The sequence below is a fragment of the Vreelandella venusta genome, from assembly GCF_007989605.1.
Taxonomy (GTDB): domain Bacteria; phylum Pseudomonadota; class Gammaproteobacteria; order Pseudomonadales; family Halomonadaceae; genus Vreelandella; species Vreelandella venusta.
In genome coordinates this window covers 267,723-291,055 of record NZ_BJUL01000003.1, presented here as the reverse complement: position 1 = coordinate 291,055, position 23,333 = coordinate 267,723, and the positions used below count along the sequence as shown (strand labels likewise).

Here is a 23,333-nt window from a genome sequence, read left to right as displayed (position 1 = left end):
TCAACTGATTTACCTGGTTATAGCAAGGGCGGCTACGCCGCCATTGCTCGTTAAATGCGGCCTCCTACATTAGATGATGAGCCTCGAGTGCCTGAATAAAATTAAGCGGGCACTGATCATGGGCGGCCACTGATTTAATGAGGCCTGAATACTCGCAAATGTATGCATAAGTACTTAATGGTCTGCCCTGGGATAGCTTGAAGCCTGCGCCAGGGACTGGCATGCCTAAGACGTTAATGAAAACAGCGCTGGCATTTTTTGCGCTTCTTGTTGAATGTTGTCGTCGACCGGTGTGTCGTAAGTCTTGAGCAGATAGCCCAATACCGAATAAAACCCCACCATCGCAATTAGGTCGATAACGGCCTTGCGTCCGATAGCCTCTGCGAGTTCTGCTTCTTGCTCGGGTGATAGCATTCGCTGGTCAAACAATGCATCCACAGCGTCGACGATAAGACCATCAACGCCTTCGGGGCGAGTTCTAATGGCATCGATTCGTGCAGGGGAGAATCCTAGAGCGAGCGCTCGGCTGACGTGATGAGCCCACTCGTAACGTGACCCCATGCGCAGGCCTGCGCGTAGAATCACTACCTCGGTTAATTCTGGCCCTAAGGCATTTTCCTTAACAACATGCTGGCGCAAAGGTGCCCAGGCGTTAAGCAAGGCCGGGTGGTGGGCCATGGTGCGATAGACATTAAGCGCGCCAGCAAAGTCTTCGCGTAATTCAGCGATTTCGTTTGGCCAGTCGGCATCTGTAATAGGCGGGCAGGGAGAGGATGACATGGGTGATCTCCATTCAGATAGAGGGACGTGCCGTCACTCGGCGATGGCGGCGTTGATAGCGTCGGCAATACGTTCAATGATTAGGTCGACATCATCGGCTTCAATAATATAAGGCGGTGCCAGCAAAATATGGTCGCCGTGAATGCCATCAATGGTGCCGCCCATTGGATAGCTGATCAGCCCTCGCGCCATAGCCTGTCGCTTAATCTTGGCGTGAATTTTTCGGCTCGGATCGAAAGGCGTTTTAGTGTCCCGGTCCGCCACCAGTTCGATACCGCGAAACAGGCCTCTTCCCCGAATGTCGCCAACATGCGGTGATGTACCAAGCATCGCTTCCAAACCGCTGTGTAATCTCGCGCCCATGGCGTTTACATTGGCGAGTGTCTCAGGGCGTGCAATGATTTCAACCACTTTGTTAGCGGTGGCCGCAGCAACAGGGTGGCCGATGTAAGTATGTCCGTGCTGGAACAGGCCAGAACCGTTGGCAAAGCTATCGTAAATTTTGTCGGACAGCATCACCGCACCGATCGGCTGATAACCCCCACCCAAACCTTTGGCTATCGTGACAATATCCGGTATGACGCCGTCTTGCTCGCAGGCGAAGACAGTGCCGGTGCGACCCATACCGCACATCACTTCGTCGAGGATCAGTAGTACGCCATATTTGTCGCAAACCGCACGCACACGTTTAAAGTAATCCGCGACAGAGGCGACGGCACCAAGGGTGGCGCCTACAACGGGCTCGGCAACGAACGCCATGACTTCTTCAGGGCCGAGTTCGAGAATCTTTGCTTCGAGTTCGTCGGCAAGCCGAATAGCGTAAGCCTCTGGCGATTCCTCGGCGCCTTTTTCGCGATAGGCATAGCAGGGGGAGACATGATGAGTTTCTGGCAGGATGGGCTGAAACTGCTTACGCCGCATCGCATTGCCGCCGGTTGCCAATGCACCAATCGTGTTGCCGTGGTAACTCTGACGCCTGGCAATGATATGTCTACGCTGGGGGGCGCCAATTTCCACGAAGTACTGCCGTGCCATCTTCAGTGCCGCTTCAACGGCCTCTGACCCACCTGACACGAGATAGACGTAATTCAAGCCTTCAGGTGCCAAATTAACAAGCTTCTCGGCAAGCGCTTCGGCAGCGTCGGTGGTGAAAAAAGACGTATGCGCGTAGCAGAGGTTATCAATTTGAGCGCGCATCGTCGCCAACACTTCCGGATGGGCGTGACCAACGCTGGTGACCGCAGCGCCTCCTGAGGCATCTAGGTATCGGCGCCCAGTGGTGTCTGTTATATAGACGCCTTGAGCCGACGCGGCATGGGGGAGTGTTGGGCCGATACTGCGATGAAGAATACGAGTCATGGAAACGGTTCCTTAGGGTCACTTAGCGATGTGAGCACGCCATAAGGAGAAGATTGGCACAGTTTGGTCAGTTTTTGCAACAATTGAATCATTTTTGTTTTTATTAAAACATATAGATCATTGTTTTTTGACAACAGTAACGTTTAAATCGGCGGCTGTTTTAACAAGCCGTATAAGAGGCAACACATATGCCGCAGCGCGACCCTTTAAGGGAGCAAATTATTGCCCAGTACGATGCCATGTCGCCGCAGCTCCAGCAGGCGGCTCGCTACGTGCTGGAACACCCTGATGAGGTGGCACTGGTTTCTATGCGCGAACTGGCGCGCCATGCGGCGGTGCAGCCTGCCACTATGACGCGGCTTGCAAAGTTTCTGGGCAAGCAAGGATACGATGATATTCGCGAGCACTATGTGGCAGCACTGCGGCGGGGGAACGATGGTTTTGCCGCCAAGGTTCGCCAGCGAAACGAGGGGGCTAGAGCCTCGGCCAACGGCAATATCGCCGCGCATATGCTGCATGGGCTGAGTGCTCAGATTTCTCAGCTTTGTGAGCCTGGCTCACTGCAACGGTTGGAAGCCATCGCTAATACGCTGAAATCAGCTAGAAAAGTGTATGTGCTAGGGTTGCGTTCATGCCACTCCGTGGCGTGGCATTTCCATTACGTGATGTCACTGTTGGGGGACCGCTCGGTTCACCTGGATGGACCGGCAGGAACCGGCGGCGATGCGCTAATTCGCGCCACGCCCGAAGATGCCTTGCTGGTTGTCTCCGTCAAACCTTACGCAGTAGCGACACTGGAACTGACGCAGTTGGCAAAAGACAAGGGGCTGACGATTCTGTCGATCACCGATAGTGAAGTATCGCCACTGGTCGGGCTGTCAGAGCAGACGATTTTTTGCCCCACGGAAAGCGACAGCTTTTTCCATACGTTAACGCCCGCCTTAGCCATCTCAGAAGTACTGTGCACCTTATTGGCAGAAGCTGATCGATCACAGACACTCGAGGCGCTGCAGCGGGCAGATGAACATTTTTTGAGCTTGAATACCTACGCGAGTGCTATTCCTCGCCGGGAGTAACGTCATCGTAAAGCAGCTGTCAGTTACCTCGCTACCCAGACCTCCTCGCCCCTAAACGCGACTTTCCAGGTACGCAGCTTGATGTTCTCATCCTCTAAGCATTGGCCATCTTCAAGGCGAAAATGCTGCTTATAGAGTGGCGAGGCAACCACTGGATTGCCTTTAACATCACCGATAATGCCGCGGGCAATGACGTTAGCGTTAGAAAACGGATCAAAGTGGTCAAGGGCGTAGAGTTCTTTCTCGTGTCCTTGGGGGCGCTGCTTCGGTAAGTAGAAAATGGCCACTTGGGCAGGGCCTTCTGGGGTGTTTAACCAAGCAGCGACGCCGGAAAATGCTACCAAGTCAGCTTTAGTGCAGAGCGGCTGCCAGGTATCGGTACTTACGGTGTGTTTGAGTGCGGTCGCGGTCATCAGTTACCTCGTCAGCGTTATCTGGTTTGCGATTATGTAGTGTTTAAGCAGGGCATTAGTGTCTACGCGGGACGTAGCTGGCCGCGCTCGGAGGTCATAATGATCGACGGATCCGGGCGGTCGTCGTTGACGAAGCTGCGGAAGCGCTTGAGCTTCTCTGGGTCGCTAATCGCGTCGGCCCATTCGCACTGGTAGCTATCCACTACGCTTTGCATCTGGCGCTCCAGTTCGTCGTTGATGCCTAGGCTATCTTCCAGAATCACCTGTTTGAGGTACTCCAGGCCGCCATCGAGGTTTTCGCGCCACACCGAGGTGCGCTGCAAGCGGTCGGCGGTACGCACGTAAAACATCAAGAAGCGGTCGATGGTGCGGTAGAGCTGCTCGTCATTCAGGTCAGTGGCAAACAGTTCAGCGTGGCAGGGGCGCATGCCTCCGTTCCCGCACACGTAGAGGTTCCAGCCGTTTTCGGTGGCAATAATGCCGATGTCTTTGCTCTGGGCTTCGGCGCACTCGCGGGTGCAGCCGGAAACGCCAAACTTGATTTTGTGCGGTGAGCGTAGCCCCTTGTAGCGGTTCTCTAACTGAATCGCCATGCCGACGCTGTCCTGCACGCCATAGCGGCACCAGGTGCTGCCGACGCAGGATTTAACCGTGCGCAGCGATTTACCGTAGGCGTGTCCGGTCTCGAAACCTGCGGCAATTAGCTCGCCCCAGATATCCGGCAGGTCTTCCAGGCGGGCGCCGAACAAGTCGATACGCTGACCGCCGGTGACCTTGGAGTAGAGGCTGTATTTTTTGGCCACTTCGCCCAGCACGATTAACTTGTCTGGGGTAATCTCGCCACCGGCAACACGCGGCACTACTGAGTAGGTGCCGTTTTTCTGCATGTTGGCCATAAAGGTGTCGTTGGTATCCTGCAGTGGAATATGCGCCGCGTCGGTGATCGGCTCATTGAAGCAGGAGGCCAGAATAGACGCCACGGCGGGTTTGCAGATGTCGCAGCCCAGGCAGTGGGTGTCCTGATTGCCGTGTTTTTCGATCAATTCGCTGAAGGTTTTGATGCCTTCCACGCGCACGATGTCGTAAAGCTCCTGGCGGGTATGGGCGAAGTGCTCGCAAATCGATTTATCGATCTCTACGCCGCGGGCTTCTAGCTCATGATCGACCACGCTTTTGAGCAGCGCGGTGCAGCCGCCGCAGCCGGTGCTGGCTTTGGTGGCCGTTTTGACGCCGCCTAGATCCACCGCGCCCGCATCAATAGTGGCGCAAATATCGCCCTTGGTGACGTTGTGACAAGAGCAAATGGAGGCGGTTTCCGGCAGTGCGCCGGGGCCGAGAGTAGGCGCGGCGCCGCTGCTTTGCGGCAGAATCAATGAGGCGGGCTCGTCGGGCAACTCAATGCCGTTGGCGTAGTACTGCAGCAGCGTGTCGTAAACGCTGTTATTGCCCACCAGCATGGCGCCGAGCAGCTTTTTACCGTCGCTGGAGACCACCAGTTTGCGGTACTCCTGTTTGATCGGGTCTAAGTAACGGAACATGCGTGCGCTGGGGTTTTGATTGCCATGGGCGTCACCAATCGAGCCGACATCCACGCCCAGCAGCTTGAGCTTGGTGCTCATATCCGCACCGCCAAACTGGGTATCGCCACCGGTCAGCGTCGAAAACGCTGCTTTGGCCATTTGATAGCCGGGGGCGACCAGGCCGAAAATACTCTGCTTCCATAGCGCCACTTCACCAATCGCCAGAATGGCCGGGTCGCTGGTGCGGCACTGGTTATCCACTACCACGCCGCCGCGCTCACCAATCTCCAGCCCGCAATCCCTGGCCAACTGGTCGCGGGGGCGAATACCTGCCGAGAACACAATCAAGTCGGTTTCCAGTACCTTGTCGTCTTGGAAAACCATGCGATGGCGGCTCGCCTTGCCATCTTCAATACGCTGGGTGGCACGCTCGGTGAGCACCTGTACGCCCAGGGCTGCAATTTTTTCGCGCAGCAGCTCACCACCTTCGTTATCTACCTGCATCGGCATCAGGCGTGCCGCGAACTCTACAACGGCCGTATCCAGGTTCAAACCGCGCAGGGCGTTAGCCGCTTCGAGACCTAGCAGGCCGCCGCCTACGACCACGCCGGTGGTAGCATTTTCGGCGGCCGCCTGGATGGCGTCTAGATCATCCAGGGTGCGATACACTAGGCAGCCATCGCGGTCGTTACCGGGAATCGGCGGTACAAAGGGGAAAGAGCCGGTAGCCAGCACTAGGCGATCGTAAGGGTAACGACCCTGTTCGGTGACCACCTCTTGTGAGTTGCGGTCGATCTCAATGACGGCTTCGCCAGTGCGCAGTTCCACTCCGCTGGTGGCGTAGTAATCCGCTTCGCAAAGCGCGAGCGAATCGGCATCGCGGCCGCTGAAGTATTCGGAGAGATGTACACGGTCGTAGGCGCGATGGCGCTCTTCGCCAAACACGGTGACCTGATAGCGCTCAAGGGCAGCATTATCGACGAGCTGCTCGACCAGATGGTGGCCGACCATGCCGTTACCAATAATAATAAGCTGTTCGGGAGTTGCCAGTTTTTGGGTAGACATTATGCCACCTCTGAGGTCGGTAGATGGGAAGGGGCGTTCTGCTGGTCAGTCATGCTCGCCTGGAGCGCATCGAAATCAGCGGCACCAAACAACAAGGCTTGGCGGTAAGCGTTGAGATCGGTACCCGCGAGCGCCTGCTCGAAGTACCAAGGGCCTTGGCTGGTGTCGCCGTAAAGCACCGCGCCTTCAATCTGGCCATTGCGCAGCAGCAGGCGGCGGTAGTCGCCGTGCTCAAGATCGTGATAATTCAGTACTTCATGCTCGGCGCTGGCCTCGGTGGGCCCAAAGGCGTAGAGCGCCACACCGCTGATTTTGAGTTTGGTGGCGTTGGGGGCCTCTGCGTAGCCTTGGGAATGCGTGCCGCACAGCGTCGCGGTGAGCACCTCTACCTGTCGCCAGATCGGCTCCACTAAACCGTAGGTGGTGCCATTGAACTGGCAGCATTCGCCCAGCGCCGAGATCGCCGGGTCGCTGGTGGTGAGCCATTCGTCCACCACGATAGCTCGATCCGTGTGCAGACCTGCCTGGCGGCCAAGTTCCGCATTGGCAGTAATACCTGCGGCAATAATCACGCTGGAGGCGTTCAACTGGCGGCCATCGGCAAGATACACCTTGGCGACCCGGCCCTGGGCGTCGCCCTCTAGTCGCACTAGCTGTGCGTCAGTGATGATCTGTAAACCGCGCTGAGTGAGGGTGTCTTTAAGTAGGTGAGCAGCGGTCGCATCCAATTGGCGGTTCATCAGCCGCTCGCTGCGTTGGAGCACACTTACGTTGATGTCGCTGCCGCGTTTACGTAACCCCTCAGCCGCTTCAAGGCCCAGCAGGCCGCCGCCAATCACCACTGCATCACCGCCCTGTTGAGCGATGTCGCTAAGTGCATCAGCATCTTGCAAGTCACGAAAGCCATGTACGCCTTTAAGCTCAATACCCGGAATATCGGGCAGCGCCGGGCGCGAGCCGGTGGCGATGACCAAATGCTCGTAATCAAGCGATCGGCCGCTATCGGTGGTCAATGTTTGGCTTGCGCGATCAAGCGTCTCGACCTTTTCACCCAGTATTAGCGTAACGCCCTGGTCGGCGTACCACTGGGCATCACGTAGGGTAAGCGCATCCTGCTGCATTTCACCGGCCAACAGGGGTGAAAGCAGAATACGGTTGTAGGCAGGGGTTGGCTCGGCACCAATCACCGTGATTCGCTGTGGGCGTGTGGGCTGTTTTACCAACGCCTCGATGAGACGATGACTTGCCATGCCATTGCCAATGATCACCAGATGGTCGTTGGGTGAGCACCGGGAAGTGGTTTCCATGGGTGGCTCCTCTATGTCGTTGCGGCTGTGTCTTTGAACACCAAACAAAAAAACGCCCCTGACACTGCCTTTCGTTAAGAAAGGTGTGTCAGGGGCGTCGTTGCCCGTTGGCGTTGTTAAGTCACGTCGTTGATTACGCCGTGCAACCGCCGTTGGCTGCTAAGCTGTCGTATCTTGTTGTAGGCAAAAATATTGCCATCGCGCTTGCTTTATAAACTAATTTTATATTAATCATTGGCTTGCCATGTTTATGAAAGGTATGAGGCAATAGTCATGTAATATGACATGCCCCTTTTGGGTGCTGGTTGTATGGCTGATGCACAGCAATCTATTGCTGATCGGTTGATTAATAACGGCGCTATGCTGGTGGGCGAGTTTGAAGTGATTTGATCAGGATGCTGCTTCAACACATCTATGTTGAACGGTCTCCGCTGGCGGGACATTAGCTTGGCCCGCCAACGTTTGAAGATATCACCTAGTGAGGTTAGAACTCGTAGCTCAAGCGCCCATACACTGAGCGGGGCTCACCGGGCATGCTAGAAGAGCGCCAATAGTCTGTATTGAGGAGGTTGTGAACAGCCACAGAAGCACTCCAGTCATCCCATTGCCAGCCCATTAGAGCATCAACACGGGTAAAACCGTCCAGGTATGCCGCAGAACCGTCACGATTGTAGTTGTAGCGATCACCCAGGTGGGTAACACCTAGCTCGCCATACCATTGATCGTTTGGTACATAGCGGACGAAGGCATTGCTTGTTACGTTGCTGGTGTTGTTAAGATGGCGACCTACCTCGGTGGGGTTATCCACGTTATCAATCACTTTTGCCGACATAATGCCCAGCGAGCTGCGTAGATACCAGTTATCAGCTACTTGGCCTATTAGGTTCAGCTCAACCCCTTGAGACCGTTCCTTACCACGTACTGACCACAGGTAAGGATTGTTTTCAGGATCGGGGCGATAGCGGATATTGCGGTGTTCAATCTGGTAGAGCGACACCGTGGACGTCAATCTTCCGTCGAGCCAGTCACTTTTTAGACCGATCTCATACTGGCGGTTTTCTTCGGGATCAGTGTTGAAAGTATTACTATCCGCGGTAGCATCGATACCTAGGTAGCCTTGGCCACCGTAAGGTGAAAAGCTCTGGCTATAGGAGGCGTAAGCCGTGTGGTCGTTGTTGAGATCCCAGACAACGCCTGCATTGGGGCTGAATGCAGTATCTGTATAGCGATTGCTGGCGCCATCAATGTTGGTCGTTTGGAATGTGTAATCATCGATGCGTGCTCCCAGCATAACCTTGAGCGCTGGAGTGAGCTCAATCAAGTCCTGCATGAAGAGGGATTGAGTGTCTGTTTCATGAACATTATCGAAACGGATGGGGGCATTGGCGCGATTCGGTCGTGGCCAACCTGATGACTCGTAGGGATTAATATCGACCAAATTGCTTATGAAACCGACACGGGGCACCCGTTCTTCTTGGCTGTACTCTAGCCCAAGAGTGAGTTGATGTAGGAAACCTGCTGTTTCCGCTTCACCGGTCAAGCGTAAGGTATTGGTAAGCGTTGTGTTGTCGGTTTCTTGCCAAGCGTAGTTGCGCGATAGTAAGCCCTTATCCTCGTTAAAGCGTCCCGCATAGTGGTGATCGAAGCTCTGCTCAGCTTGGCGATACCCTGCTAACCAATTGATCTCCCAGTTATTGGTAAACTGGTAGCTCAGGTTAGAGCGGGCGAAATGCAGCGTGTCCTCAACGTAATCTCCCGGGTGGGCAAAGCCAGTATCATAATCAATGCCCATTAGATCGTAGTCTGTCTTGCTTGGTCCACGATCGGGCACTCGCCAGGAATTGTCGTAGGTGTATTGTGCTTCCCAGGTTAGGCGTCCATCGTCAGACATCATTAATACACTGGGGGAAAACATCTCATTCTCGGTCTGGATTCCAGAACGGAAGGAGTTGGCTCGGCCGATTTCGCCGGTAATACGGAAGGCGATGTTGTTATTGACTACTTCGTTTATATCCAGCGTTGTGCTGCGATCTGCCCAAGAACCATAGTTAACGCCTAGCACTCGGGTAGGCATAAAGTTGGCGGACTTACTGACCATGTTGATTACCCCGCCACCGGCACTTCGACCATAGAGTACAGATGCAGGACCCTTGAGAATCTCGACACGTTCGATATTAGCCGTGCTGCGGCGAACTTGACCGCTAGAGCGGATACCATCTCGGTAGATGTCATTAGCGTCTGCTTTGAAACCACGAAGGAAAATATTTTCGCCTCGCATGTCATAGCTAGCATCAACACCGGCGTTGCCCTCAAGGATAGAGCTCAGGTCGTTAGTGCCGTAGTTCTTGTTTCTCTGTATGTTGATGACGTCGATGGTTTGTGGCACTTCACGGATGGCAAGATTGTTGCGAGTAACATTCGCTTCTTCGTAGCCAATGAAGCCTTTGGTTTGGCTCAGTTCTGAAGTGGCCTCCACTACGAGCGTAGGAAGAGTGGCGGAATACTCTGTGTCGACATCGTTGGCCAGCACTAGCTGGGGCAACCCAGCCATTAACAGGGTTAGGTTAATTTTATAAAGAGTAGGTTTGGCAAGCATGTTTCCGGTATGCCTCGATGATCCGGTTAGCCAATACGACTTGGGGGAGCACCAATGTGGGTACCCCAAAATGAGGGCGGGAAGACTACCATATGATAATGATTAATAAAATGATAATTATTCGTATTTATTGTTTTAAAAGCGCTACTCCGCTTCATTTTTCTGGCTAGTCGTTCGGTTACCATCAGGATGTCATCAAAAAGGTGGGCTTGTATGAATGTGGTGTATACCAATGCCGCGGTATCTTAGGCAGTCTTGCCGGGGAGGGTACGATACCTCGCTTGCGCGGTTTTAGTGCTGGAAGGGGCGTGATGCACTTGTATCGACCATGATTGCTAGCCAATGGAGGATGGCGGCGGCATAGTAAAGCATTGGCTGTTTATTTAGGATTTTGTTTTTAATAGATATTTAATTTTTTAAGGTGTTTTTGGCTTGTGAATTGCTAAATATGAGTAAAAAGTAATAACAACTCATTGCAGGGGATTAGCCAAAAAACACAACAACTAATTGCAACGAACAATAGTAACTGCAGCAAACCACTGATGAGTATGGCACCAAAGTTGGTGCTCCTGTGACAACGGCGTCCAGGCAGGCTTCTTTAAGGGGCTCGCTTGGGCGCTTTTTGCTTTTTAACGCCGGAGGAAAATGCAATGCCAAAGGCTAATCGGCTCGCTGAAGGCGATATACGCACCACATGCCCCTATTGCGGTGTTGGCTGCGGAGTGAAAGCGACGATAGACAGTGGCACCGTCATCGCAGTGGAAGGGGACCGCGGGCATCCGGCTAACTACGGGCGTCTGTGCGTCAAAGGCACTGCGTTACATGAAACCTTGGGACAGCAGGGGAGGTTGACCCAGCCTCGCGTCGATGGTGCTGAAGTCTCCTGGGACACTGCCCTAAGCGCGACTGCCGATCGTTTAAATTCCCTACGGGCAGAACATGGTCAGCACAGCGTGGCGGCATATCTTTCTGGTCAGTTATTAACTGAGGATTACTACGTTGCCAATAAGCTGTTTAAAGGCTTTTTAGGCACGCCCCATGTGGATACCAATTCGCGGCTGTGTATGGCGTCAGCGGTAGCGGGCTACAAGCGCGCTTTTGGCGCTGACGCGGTGCCCTGTCACTATGAAGATATAGAAGAAGCGGAGTTAGTGGTGCTGGTCGGCTCAAATCTGGCCTGGAATCATCCGGTGCTTTATCAGCGCCTGAAAGTTGCCAAAGTGCGCAACCCATTGATGCGTGTGGTAGTCATCGACCCAAGGGTGACCGATAGTTGTGAAATCGCGGATCTTTATCTTGGTATCCAACCGGGCAGCGATGCTTATCTGTTCAATGGTCTGCTGGCATGGATGGCGCAGCGTCGTAAGCTCGATACTCTCTATCTTGAGCGCCACACCGAAGGGTTTGACGATGCCCTGGCGGCGGCCCAGCAAACCGCAGGCTCGGTAGCGGAGGTAGCGGCGACCTGTGATGTCGATCCCGAGCGTCTGGAAACCTTCTACTACTGGTTTGCCAGCCAGTTGCATGTTGTCACGCTCTATTCTCAAGGGGTTAATCAATCCACTAGCGGCACCGATAAGTGCAATGCCATCATTAATTGCCACTTGGCAGGCGGCAAGCTTGGTCTACCGGGGGCTGGGCCGTTTTCAATCACTGGTCAGCCCAATGCGATGGGCGGACGAGAAGTTGGAGGGCTTGCCAATCAGCTGGCGGCGCATATGGACTATCATACCCCCGGCGCACGTGATCTGGTCAGCCGCTTTTGGGCCACTGAACATTTAACTCCCACGCTGCCAGATGCCCCTGGCTATAAAGCGATTGAGCTGTTTGATGCTATTGACCGCGGTGAAATTACGGCGCTATGGGTAATGGCGACTAACCCGGCCGTTAGCCTGCCGGATAGTGCAAAAATACGCCGTGCGCTGGCATCGTGTCCGCTGGTTATTGTGTCGGAATGCGTTGCTAACACTGACCTGCTGCCCTATGCCGATATTGTGCTACCCGCGTCAGCTTGGTCAGAAAAGGACGGGACAGTGACCAATTCTGAACGACGAATTTCCCGCCAGCGCGGTATGCTGATACCTCCTGGCGAAGCCCAACACGACTGGTGGATTATCTGCGAAGTTGCTAAACGTTTGGGGTTTGCCGAGGCGTTTAGTTACTCCCATCCATGGGAAATTTTCGACGAGCACGCACGGCTCTCCGGTTTTGAAAACAGTGGCACGAGCAAGCGGTTGTTTGATATTTCGGGACTGGCAGGCAAAGGGCAGGCCGCTTATGATGCGCTCTCGCCGATTCAGTGGCCGGTTAATCAATCTGCGCCCCGGGGCACGTCAAGGCTGTTTGAAGAAGGTGTGTTTGCCACGGCCAATGGGCGAGCCAAATTACTGCCGATTACACCACGGTTGCCAGAACAAACGCTCAGCTCGACCTATCCGCTGCGGCTAAATACTGGGCGTGTGCGCGATCAATGGCACACTATGACCCGCACAGCTAGGGCGCCAAGGCTGATGAATCATCGGGCAGAACCGTTTATTGAGCTGCACCCAGTGGATGCGGCCAACGCCGGTGTTGCTGACCAAGGGCTTGCAATACTGTCGGCAGCGGAAGGCGAGTACCGTGGGCGAGTACGTATTTCAAATGCGCAGCGGCAGGGGGAAGTATTTGTGCCCATGCACTGGACCGACTGCTTTACTAAGCATGGCCGAAGCGGCGCGCTGATCACTGGCTATAGCGACCCTGTGTCTGGCCAGCCAGAAACCAAGCAAGGTGCAGTGGCGTTAACGAATTTGCCCATCGATTGGCAAGCAACGTTGCTGGTAGCCAATGACCAAACTATTAAGGATTCCCCTGGTTGGTGTAAAAACGCTTATTGGTCACGTATTCCCATGAGCAGCTGTGAGCGCTGGCAGCTCGCAGATACGGCGCCGATCACTGACTGGCTAGCAACAGCGGCATCGTGGCTCAATGTACCTGCGTCGCTGTGGTGCGAAGACAGTGGTAGCGGCAGGCTGCGCGCAGCAGGGATAGTGAATGGGCAGTTACGCTGGTGGCTAATGGTAGGGCCACCGCAAGAGTTACCTGGATTGGTTTGGCTGGAGGCGCGCTTTAACGACACGGCGCTAGATCTGCACCACCGCCAACGGCTTCTGGCAGGTGGCGATGATGGTGCGATGGATGCTGGGCCCGTGGTGTGTAGCTGTCATCAAGTAGGACAAACCACTATCATTAAGGCTATTCGTGGGGGCGATATCAGTGTGGAAGCCCTCGGCGCTCGATTGGCTTGTGGCACTCAGTGCGGCAGTTGTATTCCAGAACTGAAATCATTACTTGAAGAGGAGCGTCCCAATGCGTGCGCTAAGCAAACAACTAACCCAGAAATGGCTTGAGGCCTTTATGCGCCTCAGTCAGCGGGTGTTAGCGCCCTTTGGTCGCGAGTCAGCCGAGCGCTTACGCCTTCCGCTAAGCGGTGAGTGCCGTTCTGGAACGGTGTATTTGGTCGGGGCAGGAAGCGGCGATATGGAGCTGCTTACCCTGAAAGCGGCGCGACTGTTAATGCAGGCTGATGCGGTGGTCTATGACCGTTTAGTGGGCGACGATGTGCTGGGGCTGATACCGCCAGGCACCGAACGCTATTACGTGGGGAAAGCGAGCGGGCATCACAGTGTGCCCCAAGATGAGATAGGAGCGCTAATCGTCTCGCTTGCTCAGGCGGGTAAGTCAGTTGTACGTTTGAAAGGTGGCGACCCAGGCGTGTTTGGGCGCATGGGTGAAGAGCTGGGGGCGTTAGCGAATGCCTCGATCTCTGCTCAAATAGTGCCCGGTATTACTGCTGCTTCGGCGGCAGCTGCAGGGATGGGGATTCCGCTCACTGATCGTGGTCATGCCCAGCAGCTGCGCTTTATTACCGCGCAGCTGTGCCGGGAGGGCGGTACGCCAGACTGGGCAACCCTTGCTCGTCAGGATGAAACCCTAGTGTTCTATATGGGGCTTTCCAAAGTAGATGCTATCTGCCACGGCCTTCGCCAAGCGGGCCTACCCGATACGTGGCCCATTATGTTAGTAGCAAATGCTAGCCAGCCTGAACAGCAATCCTTAGTGGGCACGCTAGCGGATATACCCGCGCGACTCGCTGCTCAACCGTTACCCTCACCGTGCCTGATCATGGTGGGCAGCGTGGTGAGCATGGTGGCGGAAAGTCCTGCCGCGAGCGCGTTAACCACCCGTGTTGATTAAGTGTCGTGAGCAGCTCGGGAACTTGGCCGATCTCATTGGGTCATACAAGCGGCGAAACCAATAGGAATGGCAGGCGGTGGAAGCAAATGCGCCGCCTGATAAACGATTGTTGATGGCTATTTTTTTAAAAGCTGTTTTTTCAAAAGCTGTTTTTCAAAGGATGAGGAGTACATCGTGAAAAAAGGCAAGATACGCGATAACGCACTGAAAGCGCAGCTGCGCACACCGATGTTCAAAATGCAGCAGCAAACACCGAAAAAAGGCAAAGGCAGCTACTCCCGCAAAGGTAAAGCCTCAGCGCGAGGGCATCGCCAAGCCGCTTAATCAGGCGTTTTGGCGATGCCTTCCCCAGGCATCTAATTGCTCGGCCTTTTTACCGAGCAACTCTCATCAGCTTCGCCGACCTACTGGGTCGGCTTTTTTAATGCAATGTGATGGGTACGCATTCAAACGCCCCGGCCACTTCCTGTGACCGGGGCGTTGGCTATGTCAGGCTGCTCCCGCAGTGTGGACACGTTTCATAGGCAGCACGGGTGTCGGCCTGATGGCGCTGTGTGAGGTTGTGGAGCTCATTAACACCGTGAATAGATACCAGCTGGCCTTGCTCCCAGCGTAAGCCGATATCTTTTAACAGATGCGGATCATGAAAGCGCGGTTCTTCGTAAAAACGCCGTTGGGTACGATAGCGCTTAACCGCGTGGAGTAATTTACGGGTAATTGTGAGTGCTGCCATTGGGTCGGTCTCCTGGGTTAGGAGGCCGGGCAACATCGCGATCAGGGAGTATCAAAGGTAACGATAAAACACATGGCCGCGACATCTGCCGCGGCCAATTTTCTCACTACATTTCTGGCGCGCGACAACAATAAGCTGATACCGAATTATTAATAACTCGGTGCAGCTTATTCATTCGAGTCGCGGGGATTTGCCAGCGCATGAGAAGGTCTCTGAAAAAGTCTCGTTAGTAAAAAATAAAGCTACTTTTCGAAAGTAGCTTTATTTTTTAACCGATGCTGATAGAAGCGTCAACTGTTCAGTTAACGGTAACCCTTGGCTTGAAGCCGAAACAGTTTTGCATACCGACCATTATAAGTAAGCAGTTCTTCATGGGTGCCGCGTTCAGTAATACTCCCTTGGTCAATCACAATGATCTGGTCTGCGCTGCGCACTGTCGAAAAACGGTGGGAAATTAAGATCGTCATTTTATCGTGGCTATGCTCGCGAAAGCGGGCGAATACTTCGGCTTCCGCTGCGGCATCCATCGCTGCGGTAGGCTCATCCAATACTAAAATATCGGCATTGTGACGCATATAAGCGCGTGAAAGCGCTACTTTCTGCCACTGACCGCCTGAAAGTTCCTGGCCATTTTTAAACCAGCGCCCTAGCTGAGTTTGGTAGCCATGTGGCATGCGGTCGATAAAGCTATCCGCCATGCCATGATGAGCGGCTTGTTGCCAGCGTTGCTGGTCATCAAAGGCTTGGGTATCGCCAACCCCAAGGTTTTCGCCAACAGAGAGTTGGTAGCGCACAAAATCCTGGAAAATAACTCCAACCCGCGTCCGTAATGCCTGGGTGTCCCAGTGTTTGAGGTCGCTACCGTCCAACAAAATGCGCCCTTTGGTTGGGTGATAGAGCCGCGTTAATAGCTTAATCAACGTGGTTTTGCCCGAGCCGTTTTCACCGACTAAGGCAATACTTTTGCCCGGCGCTAAATGCAGCGAAATATTGTGCAGTACGTCACTGCCACCGGGATAGGCAAAGCTGACGTTTTCGAAGCGTAACCCATCACCAGGCGCTGTCCCCTTGGTAAGGTGGCCTTCCTCGCCTTCGGTGGGTTGCTCGAGATATTCGTAAAGATTGGAAAGATAGAGGTTGTCTTCGTACATACCGCTAATAGCAGTCAAACTTGCCGACAGGGCGCTCTGGCCTTGTTTAAATACCATCAAATACATGGTCATTTGGCCAAGGGTAAGCGCGCCCGCGACAGTTTCAATTACTACCCAGGCGTAGGCAGCGTAAAATGTTAGCGTGCCTAACAGGCCAAGGATAAATCCCCAGCCTTCACGGCGTAACGTTAGGCGGCGGTCTTCGGCAAATAGTTTGGTAAAGATATCCCGGTATCGCTGGAGAAACAGACCTTCTAAGCCGAAGAGCTTTACCTCTTTGATACTGTCTTCCCGAGCAAGCACCGTTTCTAAATAGATCTGCATACGGGTTTGCGGTGAGCGCCAGCGAAATAGCCGAAAGGCATCGCCGGAAAACTTCGCTTCTGAGAGAAATACGGGCAATGCTCCCACCACCAAGATGAGTAACGCCCAGGGGGAGAACTGCACCAGTAGAAACCCGAAGCTAGCCAGTGAAATAGCATTTTGTAGCAATCCAAAGGTTTTATTCACCAGCGCGAGCGGGCGCGTAGACGCTTCCCGCCGTGCCCGAGTGAGCTGGTCGTACAATTCTGAATCTTCAAACTGGCTGAGTGACAGCGTGCCCGCTTTCTCTAGAATCATCACATTAACTTTCTGGCCCAGCAGCGCACGCAGTAGCGATTGCTGGGCCGAAAGGCCACGTTGTGCCAGGGCAATAAACGCAATAATCAGCCCTTCCAAGGCGACTAAGCCTAATACAGGCGTTAGTGTTGCCCAGAGGTTGGGTGAACTCGCTGCCTGGTAGCTGTCCATCGCCGCCACGACGCCATCTACAATCAGTTGGCCGACCCAGGCAGCCACGGCAGGTAGAACCCCTGCCACCAAGGTGCATAACGCTAAGCCCAGCATCATCCAGCGTGAAGTTTCCCACACGAGTGCAAGCGCTCGTCTGCTATAGCGGAACACACTAAAGAAACCGCTCAGCGGTGAAGAAGAGGTAGTGTCGGACGGTATTGGCGGCATAGTGAGACAGGCAAGTACCTAGCAAGAAAGAGTGCCATGATGCGACGCTTTGGCGTTGATAGCCAGCCTACTACTGTGCGTTAACTGCACAGCAGTAGGTGGATATCGAACAGTCTTGCAAGGCGGATATTGAAAGGCCGTGGTGAACGTTGGGTAAACGAAAATTTAAAGAGGCAGTACCGCGCCATCAGTGCGCGGCTCGGTACCGCCTTGGAGCACACCGCTGTCAGGGTCGCGTAGAATGATTTGTCCGCGGCCAAAAGTAATCGAGTCGGCGACTTTAACGATGTGATGCCCGCGGCGGGCTAGGGCAAGTGCTAAGTGATTGGGGAAATCGGCTTCGACTTCAATTGTTTTGCCGTTGGTCCACTTCCAGCGCGGCATATCCAGTGCTGCCTGTGGGTTTAGGTGATCCTCTAGCATCGCTGTTACTACCTGCACATGACCTTGGGGCTGCATGTAGCCACCCATCACACCAAAGGGCCCAACGGCTTGGTTATCTTTGGTAATAAAGCCGGGGATAATAGTGTGGTAAGTGCGTTTGCCGGGTGCTAACGCGTTGGGATGTTGTGGATCTAGGGAGAATGACCAACCCCGGTTTTGTAGGCTGATACCGGTACCAGGCACCACCATTCCAGAACCAAAGCCTTCAAAATTGCTTTGAATGAATGACACCATATTACCGTCATCATCCGCTGTTGCTAGGTAGACGGTGCCGCCTTTTAGCGGATTGCCATGGGCCGGGTTAATGGCGTCTTGGCCAATAAGGCCTGCGCGTTGCGAGAGGTAATCACTCGATAGCATTTGCTCAACGCTGGGTTGCATTGCGGAGCATTCAGTAATGTAGCGTAAGCCATCTACGTAACCCAGTTTTGTTGCTTCGATACGGCGGTGCAGGGTTTCCACTGGATCTGTCGATTGGTCATCTAGTGACTCAAGTATTCCCAGCGCTTGGAGCACAATTAACCCGCTGCCGTTGGGGGGGATTTCCCAAATATCATGGCCCCGATACCGGACACTGATGGGTTTGACCCACTCCGGCTTGAAGGCTTGTAAATCTTCTTTGCGTAAGAAGCCGCCATGCTGACGTGAAAAGGCGTCCATCGCATCTGCTAGGCTTCCTTGATAAAACGCATCCGCGTGGCTGTTGGCAATTTCACGCAGCGTTTTTGCCATATCAGGAGAGCGCCAAACATCACCCGCTTTGGGGGCGTGCCCGTTGGAGGTAAAGTGCGTAAACCAGGGGGTAAACTCTGCTGCTTGGTATTGACCATAGCGCTTTACGGCGCTTTCCCATAGCTGACTCGCTACTGGAGATACAGCAAACCCTTCTTCAGCTAATTCTATTGCTGGTGCTAACAACTGCTCAAACGGCAGTTTACCAAAACGCTCTGAAAGCGCAGCCCAAGCGCCAGGCGCACCAGGCACAGTGACCGGTACTAATCCATGGGCAGGCATTTCCTCATGGCCTAGGGCCTTAACGGCATCGCATGAAATACTCTTTGGAGCAGGGCCGCTAGCATTGAGGCCATGTAGCTCACCTTTTACCCATACCAGAGCAAAGGCATCGCTACCGATACCGTTCGAGGTAGGCTCAACAACGGTTAACGTAGCTGCTGTCGCAATGGCAGCATCAATGGCATTGCCGCCTTTGCGTAAAATATCAATACCTACCTGTGCCGCAAGCGATTGAGATGTCGCAACCATCCCGCGTTTGCCAAAGGTAACCATGCGACGTGAAGCGGAAGGGTAATAGTGTGGGTCAGTGTGCATTAGTATTCCTATTTCGAGGTGGCACCTAAACGTTGAGCCATTAGGCGGCGCTGCTTCATATAGCTATAAATACTGTAAATCACAGAGGCAACCGCTAATGTAAGCAGCAGCGCTGATATAGGCCGAGTGAAAAAGAGTGTCCAATCAGCACTGGTCTGGAAAGCCCGCCTTAAGTTGGTTTCTGCTATTGGGCCCAATACAACGCCCAGTACAAGCGGCGCTAACGGATAATCCAATTTCTTTAGCAGGTAGCCCACGGCACCGATGCAGGCAAGCAGGTAAAGGTCTGATAAGCGGTTATTTAGGGTGTAAGTGCCAATCGCACAACAAGCGAGTACAACGGGAACAACAATATACTTCGGTACATTTAGTAGTCGTAAAAAAGCCTTCATCAAAACAACGCCGATTAACAGCATGAAGACAGAAGCTATCGCCATGGCAATAAACATGCTGTAAACCAAGTCGGGATGGTCAAGGATTAAGCGCGGGCCAATGCTGATGCCATGTACCATAATGGCTGCCATGAGAACTGCATCGGCGGGCGATCCCGGAATGCCTAATGCAATCAAGGGAATCATGCTACCGCCAACCGTTGAGGAGTTACCTGATTCAGAAGCAACTACCCCTTGGGGTTCGCCTTTGCCAAATGTCTCTGGGTGCTTAGAAGCACGTTTAGCTTGGTCGTAGGCCAGCAGGTTAGAAATTGAGCTACCAGCACCGGGTACTGCACCAATAAATACGCCGAGTAAGGATGAACGTATAACGTTGATGGGTTTCAGGGTGATGTCTTTTACGGTTTGCCAGAGGTGAGGGCGCATATCCCCGCTAATCAGTGCCCCAGAAGAGTGATTATTTCCCCCTTTATTCTCCAGCTCTGACAGCAATTGACTCATGGCATACATGCCAATTAAAACAACCAGGAAGGGGATGCCTGCCGTAAGGATTTCATAACCAAAGGTAAAGCGCTCGCGACCCATCAATGGATCAGGCCCTATTGTTGCAATACTGATACCAATAAGGCCTGCAATCAGCCCTCTAAGCAGGGAATCACCCACTAAACTGGCGATGACGGTTAAGGCAAAAATAATAAGGGCAAAATACTCCCATGGGCCTAACTTAACGGCTAGAAGTGCGAGCGGTGGCGCTGCGACGATCAACACTGCAATAGAAATAATCGAGCCCACAAATGAAGCAAATAATCCTAATGATAGCGCCTTGCCGGGGTTACCCTGTCTTGCCATGGGAAAGGCATCAAACGTGGTCGCAACTGACGAAGGCGTTCCTGGAATGCCCAGTAAAGCGGCGCTAAATAAGCCGCCGCTTAAGCCCCCAACGTAGACAGCAAGCATGACCGCGATACCTTGCATTGGCGGCATAGCAAAGGTGAGTGGCAAGGTAAGGACAATTGCCATCGTTATCGTAAAGCCAGGGATTGCCGCGGCAACAATACCTGCAAACGTCGCTACTGCCATGAGTAATAGCGTATAGGGTTCAGTGACACCCCCTAGCGCTACGAGAAAAGCGTCAGTCATAGATCACCTTACCATTGAGCTCGGGGAAGATAGATATTGAAGACCTCAGAAAATAAATAGTAAGGTCCAGTCGAAAAGAGGATGGCAACGAAAATGGCAATCAATACGATAGTAGGTTTTTTGGGCGCTAGATAAAATTGAGCAATAAGTAAATATGCAAAGGTGCTAATAATAAAGCCAGCGACAGGCATGATTGCCACATAAATAATAAATAACACTAGGTTAAATATAACGGCCTTTAGCGCAATTAACCTTTTCCAAGCAATGCTAAAGGATAGGCGTGGTAAGCCGTGCTTGGAAATGTCAGAGATAGCAGCGACACCACATAAAATTGCAATGCTAACGAAAATGATTTGTGGAAAGACCCCTGCACTCATGGGCTCCCAACGAGAGGCCGGCAATGAGCCGGCCTTGAAGGCCATCAATAAAGCACCTAGGGCGATAATGAGATAAGACAGCAGCTGTAAAGCAGAGGTCAGCGCTATTTCAGGGCTTCTGCGTTCCATAATGGCCTCCTCAAGCGTGGTGTTACCTTAATCAAGAAGGTGGGCGTTATTTTCAATGAATGCATCATTGCGCTCTAAATAAGCGGTGTAATCTTCCCGGTTAAGGTAACGAACGGTGCCGCCTACGTTCTCAATATCGGTTTTAAATTCCGTACTGTTAGCGACATTTTTAAGTGCGCTTTCCAGCGTTGTAATCACCGATTCTGGTGTGCCTTTTGGGACAACAACGCCACGGGTGACCAAAAACTCCAGATCATGGCCTAGCTCTTTCAGCGTAGGCGTATCAGGTAGCTCTTCGATGCGTTCAGAGGTCGCGGCTGCCAGTACATTCAAATCGCCATTTTCGACGAAGGCGCGAGCGGAGTAATAATCTTCAATAGCCACTGTGATATGGCCGCCTGCTAGTGCGCGTAACCGCTCTCCGGTCCCCTCATACCCCACATAGCCAAACTGAGTGCCAGTGGATTCTTCAAACTGCACAGCCCATAAGTGTGGAATACCACCCAACGTAACGCCCATTCGGTACTCACCTGGACTTGAAGTGACATCTTCGAGCATGTCATCAAGTGTTTCCCAACCCGTATCGGCATTGACTACGATGACTGAGTTATCGCTGGTCATCATGGAAACGACATCAAAATCGTCCCAGTTGAGATCGGTAACCCCCGAGTGGTGCGCAATCAGCAAACCTTCATGTATTTGCGAAATCGTGTATCCATCACTATCTCGCCGGGAGGCTTCGCGCAGGCCTACCGTGCCACTAGCGCCAGGCATATTAATCACTGGGACAGCCTGCTCCAGCTCTGTTTCAAGGTGCTTGCTAACAAGGCGCATTAGCAGGTCGCTGCCGCCACCTGGCCCCCAGGGAACGATAAATTCAATCGGCTTCTCAGGATAATGGTCTGTGGCTGCCGCAAAGGTAGGCAGAGAGAGTGCTGCAGCTATCGCGGTAGTGGTGAAGAGTGATTTAAAGGTCATTGGATTCCCCATTTATAGTGCTTGAGTTATTGTGAGCTGTGGCGCGTTAAACTTAAGTGCATGGCTATTATTGTTTTAAAACTTCTGCGTCTTCTGCTACGGAATAATGATCCCTCCATAAGCCAAAGCGCCCATAACTACAAAGGCGGGATGCATGTTGAAGCGCAACAAGGCAATAGCGGCCGCTATGCCGATAATCAGCGTGTGGATGGCCCCGCTAGTGTTAAGGCTTTCGAGTAGAAAGCCCAAGGTTAACCACGCCATCATGATGGCGATGACCGGGCGCACCCACTGGCTCATACGCTTGACGCGGGGAGAGTCACGATGACGGTAAAGCAGCCCCAGCGCCCCGAGCATCAGCAGTAAAGAAGGAATAACCGTGGCAGAAACAGCCACCAATGCACCGCCAATGCCTGCGATGTCATAGCCAACATAGCCCGCCATTTTGGTTGCAATAGGGCTGGGGAGGGCGTTGCCCAAGGCCAGGGTTTCGGCGAACTCTTGAGAGGTCATCCAGCCATAACGGCCAACCACCTCGGCTTCAACAAGAGGAATAATCGCGGGGCCACCGCCATAGCCAATAATGTTAGGAATAAAAAACGCTAAGAAAAGCTCCCAATAAATCATGCTGAGCCCTCGACGCGTTTTTTAGCCGTTGGACGCAGTAAGGCTGTTAATAGGATGGCACCAATGACCCAGCCAGGATGCACACCCAGCCAATAAATTAATCCACCTGCAATAACGGCCATTAGCGCGCTTGCTAGCCAGCCAAGAGCTGCTTGAGATTTGTCGAAAAAATCCCAGGTTAATTGCCCCATCATGATCATAACGACAGGAATAACTGCCTGCCCCATGCCACGTATCCAGGCAACGTCGCGATAGCGACTAAAAATACCGAGCATGACAATCATTGCCACAATCATAGGCACAATCACGGCAATAACCGCCGCAATACAGCCGCTGATGCCGCCAACCCGGTAGCCGATATAGCCAGGCATCTTAGTCGCGATAGGGCCGGGCAGCGTGTTGCCAATGGCAAGTACGTCGGCAAACTCCTCATCGGTTAGCCACTTGTGCCGGGTCACAACTTCAGCACGTACTAGCGGTATCATGGCCGGCCCCCCGCCGAAGCCGAGGAGGCCAACACGCAAGAAAGCCCAAAAGAGTGCCGACTGTTTCATATGCGCTGTGCCATTAGCAGCATCTCAGTTAAAAGCATCCATTCCGCCTCTTAATCGTTTGTTTTGTTGAAAATCGATTTTTATGAATAAAATAGAATATAGGCTAGGCTATTGTGAGACGTCAA

At 53.2% G+C, this 23,333-nt stretch carries 18 protein-coding genes; 4 read left to right on the top strand and 14 right to left on the bottom strand.

All coding sequences use genetic code 11. The annotated features are described in order from the left end of the window. Positions 1–225: 225 nt before the first annotated feature. Both HVE01_RS05185 and HVE01_RS05180 read right to left on the bottom strand, forming a co-directional pair. Positions 226–780: a carboxymuconolactone decarboxylase family protein gene (locus tag HVE01_RS05185; protein WP_146942826.1), complete on the bottom strand. Its 555-nt coding sequence runs from the start codon at positions 778–780 to the stop codon at positions 226–228. A gap of 33 nt (positions 781–813) precedes the next feature. Continuing rightward, positions 814–2,139 carry an aspartate aminotransferase family protein gene (locus tag HVE01_RS05180; RefSeq protein ID WP_146942824.1) on the bottom strand — a complete coding sequence of 442 codons (1,326 nt, stop codon included), beginning with the start codon at positions 2,137–2,139 and terminating at the stop codon, positions 814–816. A 188-nt stretch (positions 2,140–2,327) separates the two neighbouring features. Here HVE01_RS05180 and HVE01_RS05175 point away from each other — a divergent pair, with 188 nt between their 5' ends. Further along, on the top strand, positions 2,328–3,215 hold the full coding sequence (locus tag HVE01_RS05175; protein WP_146942822.1) for a MurR/RpiR family transcriptional regulator: 888 nt from the start codon (positions 2,328–2,330) through the stop codon (positions 3,213–3,215). A gap of 23 nt (positions 3,216–3,238) precedes the next feature. On the opposite strand, the gene nirD is transcribed toward HVE01_RS05175, so the two are convergent. The 4 genes from nirD to HVE01_RS05155 form a co-directional block, all read right to left on the bottom strand. After that, positions 3,239–3,628 (bottom strand): nitrite reductase small subunit NirD, encoded by a 390-nt coding sequence (gene nirD / locus HVE01_RS05170; protein WP_146942820.1) that lies wholly within the window; start codon positions 3,626–3,628, stop codon positions 3,239–3,241. A gap of 62 nt (positions 3,629–3,690) precedes the next feature. Continuing rightward, a complete protein-coding gene (gene nirB / locus HVE01_RS05165; protein ID WP_146942818.1) occupies positions 3,691–6,213 on the bottom strand; it encodes a nitrite reductase large subunit NirB in 2,523 nt (840 codons plus the stop codon). After that, positions 6,213–7,520 carry an NAD(P)/FAD-dependent oxidoreductase gene (locus HVE01_RS05160; RefSeq protein WP_146942816.1) on the bottom strand — a complete coding sequence of 436 codons (1,308 nt, stop codon included), beginning with the start codon at positions 7,518–7,520 and terminating at the stop codon, positions 6,213–6,215. Before HVE01_RS05160 ends, nirB begins: the two co-directional genes overlap by 1 nt. Before the next feature lie 484 nt (positions 7,521–8,004). Then, positions 8,005–10,116, bottom strand: coding sequence for a TonB-dependent receptor (locus tag HVE01_RS05155; RefSeq protein WP_146942815.1), 2,112 nt, complete (start codon positions 10,114–10,116; stop codon positions 8,005–8,007). Positions 10,117–10,766: 650 nt separating this feature from the next. Between HVE01_RS05155 and HVE01_RS05150 the strand changes: the two genes are divergently transcribed. From HVE01_RS05150 to arfA, 3 genes are all read left to right on the top strand, one after another. Continuing rightward, positions 10,767–13,505, top strand: coding sequence for a nitrate reductase (locus HVE01_RS05150; protein ID WP_146942813.1), 2,739 nt, complete (start codon positions 10,767–10,769; stop codon positions 13,503–13,505). Continuing rightward, positions 13,465–14,352, top strand: a complete 888-nt coding sequence (gene cobA, locus HVE01_RS05145; RefSeq protein ID WP_146942811.1) for a uroporphyrinogen-III C-methyltransferase — start codon at positions 13,465–13,467, stop codon at positions 14,350–14,352. Before HVE01_RS05150 ends, cobA begins: the two co-directional genes overlap by 41 nt. A 174-nt stretch (positions 14,353–14,526) precedes the next feature. Next, entirely contained in the window at positions 14,527–14,676 is a 150-nt protein-coding gene (gene arfA / locus HVE01_RS05140) for an alternative ribosome rescue factor ArfA (protein ID WP_083001613.1), read from the top strand. A 160-nt stretch (positions 14,677–14,836) separates the two neighbouring features. Here arfA and HVE01_RS05135 read toward each other — a convergent pair whose 3' ends face one another. The 8 genes from HVE01_RS05135 to HVE01_RS05100 form a co-directional block, all read right to left on the bottom strand. After that, the gene (locus tag HVE01_RS05135) at positions 14,837–15,085 is read right to left on the bottom strand and encodes a hypothetical protein (protein ID WP_241006797.1); all 249 of its coding nucleotides are present in this window, start codon (positions 15,083–15,085) and stop codon (positions 14,837–14,839) included. 302 nt (positions 15,086–15,387) lie between these two features. Beyond that, entirely contained in the window at positions 15,388–17,238 is a 1,851-nt protein-coding gene (locus tag HVE01_RS05130; protein WP_146942807.1) for an ABC transporter ATP-binding protein, read from the bottom strand. Between the two features lie 165 nt (positions 17,239–17,403). After that, entirely contained in the window at positions 17,404–19,011 is a 1,608-nt protein-coding gene (locus HVE01_RS05125) for a gamma-glutamyltransferase family protein (protein WP_146942805.1), read from the bottom strand. 8 nt (positions 19,012–19,019) lie between these two features. Beyond that, positions 19,020–20,543 carry a tripartite tricarboxylate transporter permease gene (locus HVE01_RS05120; RefSeq protein WP_146942803.1) on the bottom strand — a complete coding sequence of 508 codons (1,524 nt, stop codon included), beginning with the start codon at positions 20,541–20,543 and terminating at the stop codon, positions 19,020–19,022. An 8-nt stretch (positions 20,544–20,551) separates the two neighbouring features. After that, complete coding sequence (locus HVE01_RS05115) at positions 20,552–21,049, bottom strand: tripartite tricarboxylate transporter TctB family protein (RefSeq protein WP_146942801.1); 498 nt, start codon at positions 21,047–21,049, stop codon at positions 20,552–20,554. A 27-nt stretch (positions 21,050–21,076) separates the two neighbouring features. Next, on the bottom strand, positions 21,077–22,027 hold the full coding sequence (locus HVE01_RS05110; protein ID WP_125746069.1) for a Bug family tripartite tricarboxylate transporter substrate binding protein: 951 nt from the start codon (positions 22,025–22,027) through the stop codon (positions 21,077–21,079). A gap of 96 nt (positions 22,028–22,123) precedes the next feature. Continuing rightward, on the bottom strand, positions 22,124–22,654 hold the full coding sequence (locus tag HVE01_RS05105) for a chromate transporter (RefSeq protein WP_125746071.1): 531 nt from the start codon (positions 22,652–22,654) through the stop codon (positions 22,124–22,126). Further along, positions 22,651–23,208: a chromate transporter gene (locus HVE01_RS05100; RefSeq protein WP_146942799.1), complete on the bottom strand. Its 558-nt coding sequence runs from the start codon at positions 23,206–23,208 to the stop codon at positions 22,651–22,653. The genes HVE01_RS05105 and HVE01_RS05100 overlap by 4 nt, the downstream gene beginning before the upstream one ends. Positions 23,209–23,333 lie beyond the last annotated feature (125 nt).